Source organism: Flavobacterium alvei (assembly GCF_002920895.1).
Taxonomy (GTDB): domain Bacteria; phylum Bacteroidota; class Bacteroidia; order Flavobacteriales; family Flavobacteriaceae; genus Flavobacterium; species Flavobacterium alvei.
Window position 1 is genome coordinate 304,026 of the sequence record NZ_PQVG01000001.1, and the last position, 18,547, is coordinate 322,572.

Here is an 18,547-nt window from a genome sequence, read left to right on the forward strand (position 1 = left end):
GTTATTTTTTTTATTTCTTAATAGAAAACAAGGATGATTTAATAAAGAAACGATAGGAATTCACATTTCCATTGGTACTTTTATCGGTTCTGGGTAAATATTTAAAGCCTTTAATTTTTACAATTTCATCCATATTGACAACAACATGATGGGGATGCGGCGTTTTTGAAACCGTCCAAGCCGTGGACCAAAAAGTAGATTCCTGTTGGTCGAATATTTTTTCGGCCGAATAGTTTCCTACTGAAATTTCTTCGCTGTCTGCATAAATTATTTTCCATTTAGAACGATTAATCGGCAATCCATCTACGCCAATTAATTCAAATTCAGCCATACTGCTACTTTGGTCTTTTGGATTTTGAGAACTTAATGCCTCAAAACAAAAATACTGCCCTTCACTTTCTTTATCAAAAATCACTTCTTTCCAACCTTGCCCTGCAATAAACGAGCCAGAATTGACAGGAGCTTCAGCAGAAAGATCGAGAGTTTCTCCTTTTTTTCGGTGCAAAAGCGATTCGTCTATCACTATTTTGTCTAAAACAGGAGTTGTAACTCCTGAAATTTGAGTTGCTGTGGGTGTTTCTAAATCGAGAATTATGATTTCATTTTTTCCTTTTTTCAACCAACATCCCGGCATATACAGGGTTTGTTGAGGACCAACTTTCCAATAACGACCTAAATTATATCCGTTTACCCAAACCATTCCTTTGCCCCAACTGCTCATGTCGATATAGGTGTCGCCAGTGGATTTCAAATCAAAAGAAGCTTTGTACCAAGCTGGGCCGTTGGCTTTTTGCGGTTTGAATTTCAGGTTTTTCTGGAAATCGTAATCCACCGAAAAATTGAAAACTTCCCAATTAGTAAGGTTGGTGGTATTCGAAGCGACAAGCATTTCCACTTTTTCGGTAATCCCTTTTCGGTCAATGATGGTTTTGCCGTAATTGACGCGTCCCATCGCTTCTACCAAAATATCAAGGACATCGCCTTTTTTGACAGCAGGTATTTCGATGGTGTTTTCGTCTTTGCGTCGATCCAGGTTTCCAATGAGTTTTCCATTGACATAAATGTTTGCCCAATCACGCAATTCGGTAATTTTTAATTTAAAAGCCGTCTTGGATTCCGGCAATTGGGTGCGATACAAAATGCGTCCCCAACCTTGGTCAAAGGCCTCCATCGATTTTATGGTTTCCGATGTATTGGCTTTTGGAAGATTTTCGAATAGCGATGCCGTTTCCTCAAATCGAATCTGCGGGATCGAAATTGCTGGATAATTTACCGGAGGTTCTGGAATTGTTTCTCCCGGATTCAGGTAGTTTTTCATTAAATCACGAACAGCATAAAATTTGTCTGTAGGTAATCCTGCCTCATTTATTGGAGCATTATAATCGTAAGATGCGACCATTGCTCCAAAAGGCGGTGCATTGGATCCGCCCCATTGTCCAAACGAAGTACCACCGTGAGCCATATAAAGACTAAACGAAATTTGGCGATCCAACATATCTTTTAAACTGCCGATGAAACTGCTAATCGAACGGGTTTCGTGTGCTCGTCCCCAATAATCGAACCAGCCTGTCCAATATTCGCTACACATTAATGGTGCTTTTGGATAAATTTCTTTGTATTTTTGAAATTGCTGCTCGATGTTGGAACCTGCTCCAAAGTTTAAAGCGGTATAAACGCCATCCACATCGTATTTGAAGAAGTTGGAACTCCAGTCGCAACGGAACAATTGCACTTTGTCGAAACCAGAAGCACGTACTGCATCACGAACTTTGCCCATATAAGCTATATCATTCCCGAAAACGCCGTATTCATTTTCCACCTGAACCATAATGATGTTTCCACCGTTTTGAATTTGGTAGGGAGCCAATTGTTTGCCAACCTGCTTTAAATAGTTGATAGAACGCTCCATAAAATAGGTATCGTCTTTAGTGCGTACTTGGATATCACTTTTCTTCAGCAACCACCAAGGCAAACCGCCCATATCCCATTCGGCACAAGCATAAGGACCGGGACGGACAATGCAATACATTCCGTTTTTCTGGATGAGTCTCACAAATTCGGCCACATCTTTTTGTCCTGTAAAATCAAATTGATCGGGTTTTTGTTCGTGAAAATTCCAAAAAAGATAAATACAAATCGTATTCATTCCCATTGCTTTGCACATTTGGATTCGCTGTTCCCAATATTCGCGAGGAATTCTCGGAAAATGGATTTCGCCGGCACGGACCAAAAATGGTTTTCCATTAAGCAAAAATGTATTTTCTCCAGCCTCAAAAGTTCCCGGTTGCTTCGAAACTTGTGCATTTGCTGTCAGTGTCATAAAAATGACTAGAGCCAGAATTAGTTTTGATACTTTCATATTTTTTTTCAATTTCTTTATTTTTTTCAAAAATACATTTATGATACAGATTTTGGAAGGATTAATTTCCAATAAATTCTATTATCTGTGACGCGATGATTTCCTGACCGGAGCCTGCCATATGAATTCCGTCTTGTGCATAATAATCGAGTATGCCTAATAACGGATTATAGATGTCTATTACTTCAAAATCATATTGGGCTGCGACTGTTTTTAATTGAGGCAATAATGCCTGCAATCGTTCATTGCTTCCGGAATATTTATCCAAAATATTATTTGTCCTAATAGGAGGTGGCGTTACAAACAGAAATTTTGTTTTTGATTTTTTAACTATGGAATGGCTTTTTATTTTATTCAGTAACTTGTCAAAGTTGGTTGCTACTTCATTTTGGTTGTCGGCAAATACTTTTTTGGTGTCATTGGTGCCTAAACAAACAATAATATAATCGTATTTTTTGTTTCCAATTTTCTGTTGGGCTTCATTCAAATAGTCATCAATGTTGGTCAGTGCATTGAGGTCTTTTTTTCCAAGATTATCAAATCCAATGGTTCTTCCTCCTTTGGAAATATTGTAGATAAACGATTCTGGCATCCTCTTTTTTAATTGGTCAACCCAGCCGTCTTTGTTGGCTCCATTGGAATCACCGAGAGTTAAAATAGTATGCTTTAGCGATGTTGTGGCTTTGTGTGGAATTAATCCCAAAGCCTGGGGAATTTGCTCATGACCACCTTCAAAAATGGTTAATTGAATGTTGTTGAATTTTCGAGAGAGATAGATGTTGCGATCAAATAATTTTTCTTCTTTCTTGTAATCGGGGTTGAAACGTTTTGTTATCAAGTTAATGATTTCTTTTTCAGGCACAAGGTCTGAATCTTTTGCTGTTTTTGATGAAATTTCGTCAAGGTTAGTAAGCCCGTATTTGATTTCGCCAACTAAACGATTGTACATATTGATGGAATGCGTAATTGGAACAGAGCCTGTATAGCCATCGTGAATGCCCTCATAAATGTATAATTTGGCGTTTTTTCTTAATTCCTGTGGAAATTTTTGCAATAATGGAGAACGTTTTATTGCCTCTTTACTATTGAAAACACTATCTGTTGATAGCGCTTTGAAGATGTCATCGGCATATTTTTGTTTGCGTCCAACAGATTCCCAATACCAAGTTTCTAAATCGGAAATAGGTGCCCAGGCCGAAAAGGTTTTAACGGGATATTGAACATTCATATAAGCCGCCAATGTGGCAAAACCTCCTCCCGAAACTCCTATAATATGTACCTCATTGGGGTCGGAATTTGTATTTTTTAATGCAAATGCGATGGCATCTTCAATATCCGAAATAACCAGTTGACTTCCCATAGATTCGGCCGTTTTATTTGCCCCCCTAAAATCCGGATGAATGTAGTTCCAGTCTCGTGCCAGTATTTCTTTAGTTAAAGGGTCTTTTTGAGTGTAATCGGCACTCCAAGTATGAAGGCTTATTATTAATGGTTTGGGGGTTTTGCTTTTCGATGAATATAAATATGCTTTTTGAATTTTATTATCTACAGAAGAAGGTATTTCAACCTTTTGGAAAGCACTGTCCCAATTATTTTTTGAAGTATCATCCCAAGTTGGGTCTTTTTGTGCAAACAAACTGGTCGATGTAAAAATATTTATTACACAAACTACCAAAAATGTATTTACTGATTTTATCATAATTATAAATTACCTTATCTAAGTTCCGAAACTTGTACCTGAGCCATTAGAGCCATAAAAATGACGAGGGCAAGTAAGTAGTTTAGATGTTTTCAATAATCTCATTTTCTATTCAATTGTATATTTACCTTGTATTCAACCGAAATCAAAGGGGATTTGATTTCCAGAAAACTTTTTTTATCACGAAAATCAGGTAGCACTTCTTTCTCTAGATAGTTTAAATAAGGAGCATCTTTGGCCATTGGCATAAAATAAAAATACATATCAGTTGTTTTCAAGGCTTCCTGATATTTTTTAAGTCCAATAGTCCAAGGCTTGCTGGTGTAAAGATCGTCCGTTTGCAACTCGCCGTTCATCATACAAATACCCCGATCGCCACGATAATCGAAGGTAATAAAAATGTCATTCACTTTCGACAAATCGAGACTGCCGGCTTTAAGCACAAAATGACTGGCGTCTGCCTGAATCAATTGGATTCCTGTTTCAACTTTTGGCACATTCACGCTCCATTCGTTGATGTTTTTCAGTTGCGATTTGACCTTGGTTATCGTGCCTTCCATTGAGGTGACATTGGCGGAAGCCGGATAAATGGCAAAATCGATATGTTCCTGATTTTTGCTAATGAATGATATTTGTTCACCATTTTCCAATACCAATGCTTTACTGATTACCAATTTTTCATCATTGGCTTTGCCTCCAAGATAAGCGTTTTTGGCATCGCTATCGGGCAAGACTAAAAACGAAACTCCATTTATCTGGAATTCACTCCTTTTTTCGGTTGGAAAGCTAATTACTGTATTGCCGTTTCGGATGGAAGTCTTTATTCCTGAACCATTAATTTTTACCTTGCCTTTGAATACCATTTCGGGAGCAATACCGTCAACCGTTGTCATTACGTTGTAACGCTTGTTTTTGTTGGTAAAACTACAAAATGGTTGAACGGTAGCCAAACGAATTTCGACCCCATCATAATTAACGTTGAAAGGAAAAATCGCAGAACCACCTGCTTTCAAGATAAAAGTTCCAGTTTCTGGAAATGAAACGAAACCCGATTTAGTGGTAATATCAATTTTTAAACCTTGCAAATCATTCATTATCAAATGGTCTTGAAAATTCTGCATAAACAAATAGCCTTTGTTTCCATCACTCCTCACGGAATAGCGCAAAGTCTTGGTGTTAGTGGCTTTGATGCTATCGTTGGTTGTTGGCAAAATGGGATATAACGGAGCTAAATCGTTGCCATAGCATTTCAAGAAATAATTGATGCCTTTTAAAGGGTAAAATCCACTGCTCACATTTCCAAACTCACCAATTGGAGCTTGATAATCATACGATTTATTGTGTAATCCAGCTCCTTCGGTAAAAAAATAATTGCCAATAGAAGGTGTTGTACCGCCGTGATACATATAAAATCCAAGTCCATTGGTACCGCTGCCGACCGTTCGAACCATCAAAGGCAAAAAGCTTTCACCCGGAACACGTGGTCGTCGGGAATAAGTGACCGCCATACCTGTTCCCAACTCGGCCGCCAGCGAAGGATATAAATTTACATCGTAACTCACAGGAGAATAATCGGGTTTTTGTTGGAGATCTTTAAACAAATAAAATGGTGAAGGCTTATTGCTGGCCGACCATGACGGATAGGCGTATCCAGCCATTACAGGGATTGACTCTTTTTCGACAATAGTAGCAAATCCCCAACCTGTTGCTGTGTAAATAGGTGCAATAAGCCCCGCTTTAAGAGCTAATTTTTTGAGTGTTTTCATATGGTCACGTCCCTCGTTTGCAAATTCGTTGCCCGAGTTGTTGATGCCCACTCCGTCTTGGATAATTTTTTTGTCTCGTCCTGCAACAGTGCGTTCTTTGGGAGCATCCTGATAGGTAAATCCCCAGGGAGCCGTTGAATGCTGGTATTCGTTTTCCAATTGCACTCCAATAATTGGTCCGCCGTCTTTGAACATAAGTCCTTTCAATTGTTGGCCAATTTCTTGATACAACCGGTTGGTGTAGAATAAATAAGTTTGGTCGTTGCTTCGAACATCTATCGGGCGACCATAAAGCCAATCGGGAAGACCTCCATTACGGATTTCGCCGTGAGCGAAAGGGCCAACACGCATTAAAACTTCCAGCCCATTTTTGGCACACAATTCAGTAAATTGGCGAACATCTAAATCGCCTGTCCAATCGAATTTGCCTTCCTTGAATTCGTGCATATTCCAAAAAACATAAGTTGCCACTACGGTAATTCCTCCGGCTTTCATTTTTTTTAACTCCTCGTCCCAATATTGGTGCGGATAACGACTAAAATGGAACTCCCCGATAACGGGAATAAAAGGTTTGCCATTTCGTTCGAGATAAAAACTATTTACGGAAATTTCTTCACCAGTGGGATTTTTGCCTCCCAAATCGAGATGACCGCGTTTCACCTCGGTCTGAACTTTAGTCACATCAAGCTGGTATTTATTTTGAGCGGATAACGAAAATGCAATAAACAGCAAACTTGCCATCAGCACATTTAAAGGTCTATTTTTCATTTTTATAAATTTAGTATTGTTGCTAAATGCACTTGAACTCCCTGATGGTTTACGTCCATTGTTGCGGCTTCCAACAAATGGTTTTTTGCTTTATCCATTTTGCCCAATCCATAATTTCCCAAACCAAGCATATAATGACAATGAATTTTATTACGGAAAGTCAAATCGTCCTCCCAAATCAATAAATCAGGCAATGATACCGCAAAATAATCGAGTTTTATGGTGTCGTTCAAATGTTTTTCTCCAAAAGAAATCAGTTTGTCAAACCTGATATTGGCCTCATTCGGCAATCCTAATTTCAGCAATGCCAATCCTTGATAAAATATCTTGTCGGGTTTTTGGTCATTGTAAAAAATGGCTGCCGCAGGTTCTGAATTTCCGTCTTTGGCCAACTCCCAGTATTTTCGAGCTTCGTCCATTTGTTCCAATCCTTCATAAGCACAGCCCAACCAATAATGAAAATCATTTTCCTGTGCTCCCGAAAGTTTGCCTTCGCCCAAATTGTGCGGATATTCCAAACATTCTTTTAATAATGGAATAGCTTGTTCAAATTCTTTTTTGGCTAAATGTTCTTTTGCCAATTCCACTCGTGCCAATTGATATTGCGCTGGAACTTTTCCTTCGCCGCCTTCCCAAGGATGAAAAATACGATGGTCAATCAATTCTATTGCTTTTGCGTAATTTCCAAGTTGGTTACACAAGGTAGCAAATTCCAGATAAACATCATCCCGTTGGGTCACCAAATTGAAATGTTTTTCCAAAAAGGCAAATCGTTCCGAATGGGGCTTGCAAAGACGTTTGTACAATTGGTCCAATTCCATCAGGATGCGGGAATCGCTGGTGTCCAAAGAAAAAGCTTTTTCGAGATATTGAACCGCTTTTTCTTCCTGTTGCAATTTGTTGAAATAAGCCAAAGACAAGTTTCTTAAGACTGTCGGGAATTTGTCGTCAATTTCGACCGACTTTTCCCAACAATTTATTGCTTCGGAATATTGACGTTTGTCATACCATAAATTCCCCAAATAATAAGGAGCTTTTGCGTCTTTTGGATTAGCTTTTTGTGCCACTTCCAATGCCAATATCGCTTCCAATCGGTTTGGAAAACAATATTCAGGTGCGTGATTCGCTGCTATTTCAAACACGGCTTTAGGATCTTTGTTGGCTAAACTTAATGCCCAAGCCATATAATAAAAAGTCATTGGTGTGGTGGGACAAACCTTGATTCCTTCTTCCAATAACTGAACGGCTTCATCGTACATTCCTGCAGCAATATAATCCAATGCTACAACTTCATAATTATGAATTTCGCCACGCATCAAACTATTCATTTCATCCAAAACTGTAGCTGAATTTAAAATCAGATACTGTTCGAAACGACACCCAAAATTGAACAAGTCGATTTTTAATGATTCTTCTATCAGTGCCAAAGCATCTTTTCCGTTTCCTAATTTTCGTAAAATAGCTGTCTTCAAGGCACGTGCTTTGTGGTTATGCCAGTTGCGTACCAACGATTTGTCAATTTCATAAAGGGCTTCGGTTAGATTGTCCTTTTTGCAAGAAATCTGCGCGCAACCAAAATAGCCTGCATCTTGCATCGCGGCATTCCAACAGGATTTGTAGAAAGCATCGTATGCTTCCTTGTTTTTTCCTTGGTATTGTAGCGCAAGACCCAGATTGTATCGTGGTTCGCCATCATAAGGATTAGGATTGCGTTGCAATTGGGTGTCAATTGCGGCATTGAAATATTTTTCGGATTCGTCAAATTTTCCACGGCGAAGCAACCAAAGCCCCATCGCATTGTTGTTTCTCACGTCAGACGGGTCGCGCTTCAAGGCTTCCAAGTAATAATCGGTGGCAACATAAGTAGCGTGACGGTATTGTTCTAAATGCAAGCCCGTAAGATACAATTGCTCGCAAGTTGGTGTTTCTTCTGGAGAAAAAGCTGGTTTTGCCGCATCTGGTGTTGGTTTTGCCTCTTGTTCTTCGGATTTGATACCCAATAGTTCTCTTCCATTTTCAGAATAAACCATTAATTTTAGATCGATTATGGAAACATCGCCTACCAAAATTTCGCGTTCATAAACCTTTTCAGGACTTAAATCGATGGTTTCATCCAAAAATCCTTCCAATACTATTCTTGCCTTTTTCTGCAAGGAGGTTGCAAAAATCTTCACAATGGCTTTGTCTCCTTCTTTGTCAAGGTTTAAAAGTAAATCTTGGGAAGCGTTTTTTACCACTCCCAGTTCGCGATACGGAAGAAAATATTGGGTAAATGTTTTTTCTTCATAAGGTTGCATCCAACTAAAATCAGGTTGGTTGTCTGTAAAAATGCCCGCCATCAACTCGATATATGGCCCATCTTCATCCGTAAGATTTCTGTCCCAAGCTTTTCCGAAATCGCCATTTCCCCAAGTCCATTGTTTTTTTCCGGGCGAAATATGATGATTGGCAACGTGTAACACACCTGCTTGAGTATCATTCTCGTAACCACCCACAAAATTAAAATCCGAGTTGATAGCCATATACGAGGTTGGAACTGGAATATTTTTATAGTTCGAAATATCGACACCAGCAGAATAATCCACTTTATAATATGTTCCTGTGGCAATGGGAAAGGTAGATACGTCTCTTTTTCCGTGATCGAAAACGGCGTGCACATCAGGAGGAAAAACCGATTGATAATGCTCGTTTACCGCCACGGCAGGATTCGCCCACCACAAAAAAGTTTGCGGAACAGGCGTTGGATTGTATAGTTTTCCTTTAATTTCCAGATAGGCTTTTCCGGGATGCAACGTAAATCCAGCCATTCCTTTCTGGTGAAACATTTTTTCGTTTTCGCTTACCCAAACGGTAACACTACCATCAGCATTGTTTTCGATGGTGTGATCCACCGGCAGAAAGGTGCTTGGACGATGGTGTTGCGGCCAGTTGAACTCTATTCCACCCGAAATCCAAGGACCGGTAAGCCCAACCAATGCGGGTTTGATTACCTGATTGTAATAAATAAAATGGCGTTGCTTGATCTTGTCGTAAGCCATTTGCACACGACCACCCAACTCAGGTAAAATCATTACCTTGATGTATTCATTTTCCAGATAAACTGCTTTGTAAACCTTGTCCTGTTTCTCGTCTTCAATTTTTTCGACAACTGGATAAGGATAAACAACGCCACTGCTGCCCTGATACACTCTTTTTTCAAGAAAGATGGGATTCTTTTCTGGTTTCCCAATTTCATAAGTGGGAATGATTACGTCTTCTTGCCAAGCTTTAACACTCATTATTTTATTTTTACAATTATTTAATTTTCTTGTTTCTAACGCAACTGAATATTGGGTTGAAATCCATTCTGGAGACGAATATCTCCATTTAATTTTGTACTGGTTTCTCTTTGGAATAAAAGGCTTTCAACACATACCACGCTTTTTTCTTTTCGCCTTTATCAGAAAGTAAACCTTTGCGATTCCAACCCTTTTGATAAATAGGATGCAAACGAAGAGGCGATTGGAAATCAGCTAAAATCCACGGACAAGTACCACGCAAAAATGGAATCCGTTGCAACATCGTAATCTGGTCTTTATAAAATTGCTCCATATATTCTTCACTCCACGAACTGGCTACATCCGATGGGCCGTGATTATCATACAAAGCTTCACAACCAAATTCACTCATAATTACGGGTTTGTTGTAGTTAGATACCCATTCAATTTCGGACGGCGATTTAAACCAAGGTTTATACCAACCGATATATTCATTGATGCCAATCAGGTCTAAAGAGTTGATAAGCTCATCCTCAATAATAACTTTGTTACCCTCATATTTTATATTGTTGAAAGCCGCCGAAATAAGACGAGTATTATCAATGCTGCGGCAAAGTGTTGCCATATCTGCAATGGCTTGAGTTCGATTCTTTGATGATTGCGGAGTTTCGTTGGCCATACTCCAAGTGATAATAGAACAGCGGTTTTTATCGCGTCGCACTATTTCTTTCAGTTGCAAATTCATCAACTGTTGCGTTGGTTCTTTGTCAAAACTAATCGACTGGAAAACGGGAACTTCTTCCCAAATCATAAAGCCCATTCGCTCAGCCATTCGAACCATATTTTCGTTGTGCGGATAATGAGCTGTTCGTATAAAATTGCATCCCAATTCTTTAGCCCAAGTAAGCAACATGAGCCCATCCGACTCGGAATAGGCACGACCTTTGCGTTGCGGTATTTCTTCATGAATGTTTACACCTTTCAGAAAGACCGACTCGCCGTTGAGCAGAATGTCGGTTCCTTTAGTTTCAATGTTGCGAAATCCAATTTCTTCAGACACTTTATCGCTTTCACAACTAATATTTATCTTATACAATTTTGGATTTTTCGGACTCCAAAGCGATAATTTTGCCGGAAACTTTACCGCTGCATAACCTTCGGCATTGGTTTTCAAAACCAAATTAATTTTTGCTTCCGGGATTTGCACTTTAACTTCCTGAGCCGAGGTTACTCCTGCTAACTTTACATATCCTGACACTACATTTTTCGACCCTTTCTCCAGTTGAATAAAATAATCGTCTATATAAACCGAAGACGTTTCCACCAATCTCACATCACGCGTGATACCGCCGTAGTTCATCCAGTCATAACCAGTAGCTGGCACACCATCTTTTTGTCGCTCGTTGTTGACACGCACAATAATTGAATTTTCACCATTTTTTATTTTATCGGTAATTTCAAATTGAAATGGAGTGAAACCACCCTCGTGACTGCCAATTTTTTCCGAATTCAGAAAAACGTCGGTGCTATAGTTGGCAGCATCAAAATACAGAAACAGGCGTTTCCCGGATTGTTTTTGAGCGACAAAAGTTTTCTTGTACCAAATGGTGGATTCGTAGTTTTTAAGTTCTGGCAATTGTGAGTTTATATCGCCGGGCACATCCAACACAGGCCCACCATCGAATGAGTATTCGTAAAACTCTGATTTTTCAACAGGCTTTTTGTCTTTGTACAACGCCTTCCAGGATTTAATTCCAACATCGTATGGATCAATGATAACTTGCCATTTACTGTTGAGACTTGTCTGTTTACGGGCTGGAATATTGGTCATAAAATCCTGCGCACTAAGAAATGTGCAATTCAATAGAACCAAAAGCAGTAAAAGTGTGCGAATACGTTTTTTCATAGAAATGGATTTATTAATATGCTGACTAAATACTATTTTACCGTAAAGGTTTTCTCAACCCCTTTCAATCCTGCTGCGGAAACTTTCAATTTTACGGTTCCTGCTTTTTGTCCTGAACGCAAAATAGCCATCGCAAAGCCTTTGTAAAGTTTCTTTTTATTGCCGCCAAATAAATCATCACTTAGATGATCACCATTATCCACCGCAATTATGCTTGCTGCCCCATTTACATCAAATGTTATTTCTCCAGTGGCAGTTGGCACTTTATTCCCTTTACTATCTACGGCATAAACTTTTACATATTGAAGATCCATACCGTCCGCTTTCCAGTTGGCATTTTCTGTTTCTATTTTTAATGCCACTGCTTTTCCGGTTGTTACCAGTTCGTGACGAGCTACTTCTTTGCCTCCTTTTCGAGCAATAGCCGTAATTTTACCCGCAGCATAAGGAACATCTTTCCAATAAATGGTGTTGCGTTTTTTTACTTCAGTACTGTTTTTCTGTACACCAATAGATTTTCCATTCACAAATAATTCAACTTCATCGGCATTGGTATAGGTGTACAAATTATATTTACTTCCTTCAGTACGATTCCAATGCGCCGAAATCACTTTTTGTCCCACCATTTGGTCATTCCACATTTTAGATTCTCCTTCATTATCTACAATACCTATATACACCAAGGGTTCGTCTGTAAAAATACTTTTGGTTAACCAAGCCTGTGGAAAAGGCTCCATCGCATGATTGAAAAACGAATAATTCCAACCTTTTCTGGGCCAACCTTGTGATTCACCCCAATATTCGATTCCTCCCCAATACGCCAGACCTACCATTTTATCTCTATCCATTCCAAAGTACGGTGCAGCCAATTCGTTGGTTACCGCTTCACTTTGATACACAATCATATCGGGTGCATGTTTTAGATACTCTTGGTAATCCTCCCAAGTGTAGTTGAAACTGGCAATTTCGGTCACTGTTGCCAATTCGGGTGGAATGATATTTTCTTTGATACGGAAATCAGGATTGGCTCTGATGATACCTCCAGCACGAGCGGGATACATAGCAACAGTAGTTTTGCGGGTTGAATCGTAACGTTTTGCTACTACATCCATCAATCGGTAAGTAGTTACACCCCAATCCGTTGTTGTCCAATTCCATCTTTCTTCCTGAAACTGCAATTCGTTTCCAAAACTCCACATAATAACCGAAGGGTGATTGCGGTCGCGTTTAATCCATTCCTTGACATTATCGTACCAGATGTCATTCCATTTTGCACTTCCTGCCCAAGCCTGGATGCTTCCCCATTTGTCGTACAATTCATCTACTACCAAAATTCCTTTTTCGTCGGCTAGTTTAAAAAAGGACTCTGAATACGGATTATGGGAAGTTCGTATGTGATTAAAACCAAAAGCTTGCAATTGATCCATCATTCTGGCAATCGAAGTTTCATGAGCAGCTGCACCTACCGCACCCAAATCATGATGATTAGCGACACCTTTGAGAAAAACTTTTTTGCCATTTAATTTTAATCCAAATTCTTTCGAAAACTCAATGGTACGGATTCCAAACTTTTCGGTAAGTTTATCAACCACTTTACCGTTTACCACCAATGTAACTTCGGCAGAATACAAATTGGGTGTTTCGCAAGACCAAAGCTGTGGATTGGAGATATTAACGCTTGGCAAAGGCACTTCTACCTCGACAAGATTCGATTTTTTGGGAGCCATCGTTTTTGTTTCGGCCACTTGTTTTCCTTCTGGAGAGAATATTTTGGTATTGATTTCCAATTCATATTCTTTATTTTTAATTCCAGCCACTTCCACTTGCACTTTCACTTCGGCATTTTGGCTATAAATTTTTGGAGTGGTGATATAAATACCGTGTCGCGAAATTGAGATTGGGTCTTTTACCACCAAATGCACATCGCGAAACAGTCCGCCACCGGTGTACCAACGAGAGCCACCTTCTGTCGAAGAACGAACGGCAACCACATTGTCGGCATCATATTTAATTAGATCGGACACATTGGATTCAAAACCAAGATAACCATAACTGGTTCCTCCTATTTTCTTTCCGTTCAACCAGACTTCTCCGTGCAACATAATACCCTCAAAATCAAGAAGCACTTGTTTTCCAGACCAACTCGCATCGGCTTTGAATGTTTTTCGGTACCAACCCACACCCAAATCTTTAAATCCACGCCCACGGTTTGCTTCTTTGTTCCAAGGTTGTTCAAACTGGAAATCGTGTGGCAAATCCAGCTTGCGCCAAGAACTGTCGTCGAAAGTCAAATCTTGGGCATTCGCGATTTCTCCGGCTTTGAATTTCCAACCAAAATTAAAAAGTTGGTTGATTCGAACATCCTCCTTGTTGCTCTGTGCAAAAAGAAATGTAGTGCAGCAAAAGACAATAATAATTGACAAAATTCTCCTATTCTTCATAATGTAATATTTAACCTTTAATGTATTTCTATTTCACCAATTCACTTTCAATCTCTTCCAATGTTTTGCCTTTGGTTTCGGGCAATTTTCTCAAGACGAATAAAAACCCGAGGACGCAAATTCCGGCATAAACCCAGAAAGTCCCCGCGGCACCAAACGATTTGTTGAGCAATGGAAAGGTATAAGTAAGAATAAAACAGGCAATCCACAAGGCAAACGTTGCCAAAGCCATAGCCGCACCACGGACGCGATTAGGGAAAATTTCGGAGAGAATTACCCAAGTTATTGGCGCCAACGACATCGCATAAATAGCAATCGCCACTACCACCAAAGAAAGCACAGCAACACCTTTCAACTGAAAATAAAAAGCACTTCCTAGCAATAAATACGTGATGGCCAAACCAGATGCGCCGAAAACCATGAGTTTTTTTCGTCCCCATTTATCCACCGTAAACATCGCAACAAGAGTAAATACTAGATTTACCGTTCCGGTAATCACAATGTTGAACAAGGTATCGCTTACGCCATAACCTGCTGCAGTAAAAATTTCTTCGGCATAATTAAAAACCGTATTTATGCCGCACCATTGTTGGAAAACGGCAATAACAATTCCAATCAGCAGCACGTTACGAAATTTAGGATTAAGAAGTGCTTTGAAATCCATTTTTTCGGTAACATCGTTCAAAGTTGCCTGTATATTAGCCATTTCCTCACGGGCATATTCTTCGCCTCCAATTTTGTTTAATGTAGGGAATGCTTTGTCTTGTTTACCGACTTTCATTAACCAGCGAGGACTTTCAGGAAGTGTAAATGCCAATAGTAAAAACACTACCGATGGCACAGCGCAGGCATAAAACATCCATCGCCAGCCCATTTGTCCATTCCATGAAGCACGAATGAATTCGTCGGTTACACCTGCCGGAACTTTTTCGGCAATGAGTAAGTTGACAATTTGTGCCGCAAGAATACCTATAACAAGGGTCATTTGGTTGAGCGAAACAAAACGTCCTCTCAAATGAGAGGGAGCCACTTCGGCAATATACATCGGAGAAAGTGCCGATGCCAGACCAATTCCTACACCACCAACGATTCTGAAAATAACAAATACCACATAAGTTGAAGCCCATCCTGTGCCTAACGAAGCCACCGTAAACAAGAAAGCAGAAAGTAATAAAGGCCATTTGCGCCCAAATTTATCGCTAATTACACCAGAAACAACAGCACCCAAAATACAACCAATCAAAGCAGAGCTCATAGCCCAAGCTTGCAGATTTGCCGATGAGGTAATATCGAAAAAACGTTCGTAAAAGGGCTTTGCGCCACCAATTACTACCCAGTCATAACCGAATAGCAATCCGCCCATGGCAGAAACCATGGAAATCGCAAATAAATAAAAGTTGTTGAATGATTTGGTTTGGTTTGTCATAAAAATAGCATTGAGTTTTGTTGTAATGAATCAAACAAAAATACATTTTGCATTTCATAAATAAATAGATTATATATTGAAATAAATGGATTATCTTACGGACTTATTTCTATTTTAGCAATATTAGCCTATTTATAATGAATAATACAACGACACTCAAAATCAAGACCGGTTTCCTTGGACAAAATATGGTTGTTTTAGATCCCGATAAAAAAAGAAAGCTAGTTTCAAATCTTTTTTTTCGCAATCTTTTCCCGGATGCCATCGGATATTTTCCAAATGCGAAACACCACAACAGGTCGAGAAAGAACGGTATCAACGAATATATTTTGTTGTATTGTTTAGCGGGAGAAGGTTGGATAAAAATCAATAAAAAAACAATACAACTAACCCCAAATACTGGTTTTATTATCCCTGAAAATACGGGACACAAGTATGGAAGTTCTTTAAAAGATGCTTGGAGTATTTATTGGGTTCATTTTGAAGGGAATTATGCCGAAACACTTTATAAACGTTTTTCGGCCTCCAATGATGGAGCCATCAAGATAGCATTTGACGAAAGTCGAATTACACTGTTGAACGAAATAATTACACTTTTAGAAAGCGATTTTACCGATGAAAAAGTAGAACTGACCCATTTTAAATTGATTACATTCTTGAGTTCTTTGTGTTATTCTGATGCTTTAAACAGTAATGTTGATGATACAATAAGCCATTCCATAGTATTTATGAAAGCTCATTTGAACAAAATATTGACTATTGAACTATTGGCAAACCAAGCTTGTTATTCCATCTCAAGATATTCGGAACTTTTCAAACAAAAAACGGGTTATTCACCCATTCAATTTTTTATTCGGTTAAAAATACTAAAATCTTGTGAATACCTTTATTTCACAAATCTCAACATCAAAGAAATATGTAAAGAAGTAGGTTTTGATGACCCCTATTACTTTTCTCGAATGTTCAAAAAACAAATAGGCGTTTCTCCAAGCAAGTATCGTAAGCAGAAAAAAGGGTGAATTTGGCATTTAAAACTAAACCTTTCTGCTTTTAAACTAGATTAAAAAACAACCCTATCAATTACAAAAAAATCCCAAATTTTACTTCGGGATTTTATAAAAGTTTTGTGAATCAAATAATTTAAATTCTTTTAGTTCCAATTAAATGGCAAGTACCAGTTTTGAACATTCATTAACTTTGTACGTACAGTACTTGCATTAGAATTACCTTCTTTACTCAATTTATCATACACTTTATCTGCTAAAAATGCTGGGTCATTACGACGTAAAGCGATACGAACTAAATCTTCCCAACGGCTACCTTCGTAGGCTAGTTCTAATGCGTCTTCTTGTATAATATTATTTTCAGTTGTAATCATATCATCACCAATAGCCCCAGCTGCTTTCATATAGGCACGTCCACGAATTCCTGCACCACGATGCCAGTTTGCTCTGAAATTAGGAAAATCTCCCATACGGGCATCAAAATCATAAGGAAAAGGCAGCAATGTTTGTTGAATATTAGTAACATCAGTTGGAATTGGATCGGGTTGGTATGCCGATTTTATACCGAAGTTTAAAATAGCATAAGCAATTTTTTGCTGATTATTTCTATTAGCCGCCTCTGCATAACGAAGATGTAATTTGGCTGCACGATATAAAAACCATTGTCCTTTGGTATTGGCAACCGTAGATGTTACCGCTTCGCTACTATAAAGATATTTCATAATAACAGGATCTCCGTTTACAATTTTATAGGTAAATTTTGAACCACGTGCATCATAAGGAAAATTATTTGCCTGAGTTTGACTATTCCACAAATCGATTGCGCTTTGAGAAGGCTTCACTAAATAATCGCCATTTTTGTTAGAAAACAATTTAATAAATGGGTTTTTTGGCGCAAAATTATTTTCAAACGGCAAAGACCAGATCCACTCGTCATTCCACAATTGATCTCTATCTCTAGCAAAAATCGATCTCCATCCTTGGGTGTTACTGTCTATTAATCCTTTAGCATCTTGTTCTGAATATCTCACATAACCAACGGCTAAATCGTCATGTGTAATTACTTCTGCAAATTTTACACGATAAGTATCATAAAGAGCAGTATTTGCACCACCTCTTGTGGCTGTTTCCATAACAAATTTGTAATGGTTAGCGGCAGCTAAATAATTTCCTTTCCATAATTGTAAATCTCCTAACAAACATTCTTTGTTAATAAAGAATTTTGCAGTATTGTAGCCATCAATGGTTATTACCATAGAACTTTCAGCAGAATATAAGTCTTTATAAGGTAAATTCTCAGTAAACTCAACTAATTTATCTAGCAATTCATTAAAGGATAGCCTAGGAAATTTAGAAATATTTTTTACATCCTCTAAATTCTCAATAGGTTCAGTTATATAAGGAACACTTCCGTAATGGATTCCTAATTGAAGGTAAACCCAAGAACGAATGGCTCCAATATCTGAGTAACGTTGATCGTATTCGCCTTGCGTAAATTTCTTTTGGGCAAGCATAATATCAAAATTCTTTAGAACATCGTTACAGTTTTGAATCACTATATAAAAATCTTTTGGATTGGCATAAGGATTATTAGCTGAAACGTTGTGTTCTGAAATTTCTTTTAGTAAAGGGCTTGAATTACGAGTAGTGGTCATCAAGTCGGCACGCATTTCGTTAAGAATCACATTTTTTTCTGCTAGAGCCATAAACTTTCCGTAAACACCTATCACAGCTGCATCGGCATCATACACATTACGATATACTTGTTCTTCAACAAGTTTATCTTCAGGCACTACATCTAGAAAATCTGAACAAGAGCTCAGGCTAAACACTAATGCTATCGCCCATAAAAGGGTGTGTTTTTTTGTTTTTGTACTAATTGTTGTTATCATTTGTATTGTTCTCATTAGTTTTAAAATAA

At 38.6% G+C, this 18,547-nt stretch carries 9 protein-coding genes; 1 reads left to right on the plus strand and 8 read right to left on the minus strand.

What is annotated here, in order from left to right; translation table 11 throughout:
- Positions 1-10: 10 nt before the first annotated feature.
- From C3L50_RS01260 to C3L50_RS01290, 7 genes are all read right to left on the minus strand, one after another.
- Complete coding sequence (locus C3L50_RS01260; protein ID WP_103804662.1) at positions 11-2,359, minus strand: beta-galactosidase; 2,349 nt, start codon at positions 2,357-2,359, stop codon at positions 11-13.
- 61 nt (positions 2,360-2,420) lie between these two features.
- Positions 2,421-4,058, minus strand: a complete 1,638-nt coding sequence (locus C3L50_RS01265; protein ID WP_103804210.1) for an SGNH/GDSL hydrolase family protein — start codon at positions 4,056-4,058, stop codon at positions 2,421-2,423.
- Between the two features lie 101 nt (positions 4,059-4,159).
- Entirely contained in the window at positions 4,160-6,592 is a 2,433-nt protein-coding gene (locus C3L50_RS01270) for a beta-galactosidase (RefSeq protein ID WP_103804212.1), read from the minus strand.
- Between the two features lie 2 nt (positions 6,593-6,594).
- Positions 6,595-9,870 carry a tetratricopeptide repeat protein gene (locus C3L50_RS01275; RefSeq protein ID WP_103804214.1) on the minus strand — a complete coding sequence of 1,092 codons (3,276 nt, stop codon included), beginning with the start codon at positions 9,868-9,870 and terminating at the stop codon, positions 6,595-6,597.
- Positions 9,871-9,958: 88 nt separating this feature from the next.
- Complete coding sequence (locus C3L50_RS01280) at positions 9,959-11,755, minus strand: glycoside hydrolase family 2 protein (RefSeq protein WP_243400308.1); 1,797 nt, start codon at positions 11,753-11,755, stop codon at positions 9,959-9,961.
- Between the two features lie 32 nt (positions 11,756-11,787).
- Positions 11,788-14,196 carry a glycoside hydrolase family 2 TIM barrel-domain containing protein gene (locus C3L50_RS01285; RefSeq protein ID WP_103804217.1) on the minus strand — a complete coding sequence of 803 codons (2,409 nt, stop codon included), beginning with the start codon at positions 14,194-14,196 and terminating at the stop codon, positions 11,788-11,790.
- 28 nt (positions 14,197-14,224) lie between these two features.
- Positions 14,225-15,622, minus strand: coding sequence for a sugar porter family MFS transporter (locus C3L50_RS01290; RefSeq protein WP_103804219.1), 1,398 nt, complete (start codon positions 15,620-15,622; stop codon positions 14,225-14,227).
- A gap of 137 nt (positions 15,623-15,759) precedes the next feature.
- On the opposite strand from C3L50_RS01290, the gene C3L50_RS01295 reads away from it, so the two are divergent.
- Complete coding sequence (locus C3L50_RS01295) at positions 15,760-16,641, plus strand: AraC family transcriptional regulator (protein ID WP_103804221.1); 882 nt, start codon at positions 15,760-15,762, stop codon at positions 16,639-16,641.
- Positions 16,642-16,772: 131 nt separating this feature from the next.
- On the opposite strand, the gene C3L50_RS01300 is transcribed toward C3L50_RS01295, so the two are convergent.
- Complete coding sequence (locus C3L50_RS01300; protein ID WP_243400309.1) at positions 16,773-18,533, minus strand: RagB/SusD family nutrient uptake outer membrane protein; 1,761 nt, start codon at positions 18,531-18,533, stop codon at positions 16,773-16,775.
- Positions 18,534-18,547 lie beyond the last annotated feature (14 nt).

Excerpts from the sequence above, each read along its gene's own strand:
- C3L50_RS01260 (WP_103804662.1), bottom strand. The coding sequence starts at position 2,359 with ATGAAAGTATCAAAACTAATTCTGGCTCTAGTCATTTTTATGACACTG.
- C3L50_RS01265 (WP_103804210.1), bottom strand. The coding sequence starts at position 4,058 with ATGATAAAATCAGTAAATACATTTTTGGTAGTTTGTGTAATAAATATT.
- C3L50_RS01270 (WP_103804212.1), bottom strand. The coding sequence starts at position 6,592 with ATGAAAAATAGACCTTTAAATGTGCTGATGGCAAGTTTGCTGTTTATT.
- C3L50_RS01275 (WP_103804214.1), bottom strand. The coding sequence starts at position 9,870 with ATGAGTGTTAAAGCTTGGCAAGAAGACGTAATCATTCCCACTTATGAA.
- C3L50_RS01280 (WP_243400308.1), bottom strand. The coding sequence starts at position 11,755 with ATGAAAAAACGTATTCGCACACTTTTACTGCTTTTGGTTCTATTGAAT.
- C3L50_RS01285 (WP_103804217.1), bottom strand. The coding sequence starts at position 14,196 with ATGAAGAATAGGAGAATTTTGTCAATTATTATTGTCTTTTGCTGCACT.
- C3L50_RS01290 (WP_103804219.1), bottom strand. The coding sequence starts at position 15,622 with ATGACAAACCAAACCAAATCATTCAACAACTTTTATTTATTTGCGATT.
- C3L50_RS01295 (WP_103804221.1), top strand. The coding sequence starts at position 15,760 with ATGAATAATACAACGACACTCAAAATCAAGACCGGTTTCCTTGGACAA.
- C3L50_RS01300 (WP_243400309.1), bottom strand. The coding sequence starts at position 18,533 with ATGAGAACAATACAAATGATAACAACAATTAGTACAAAAACAAAAAAA.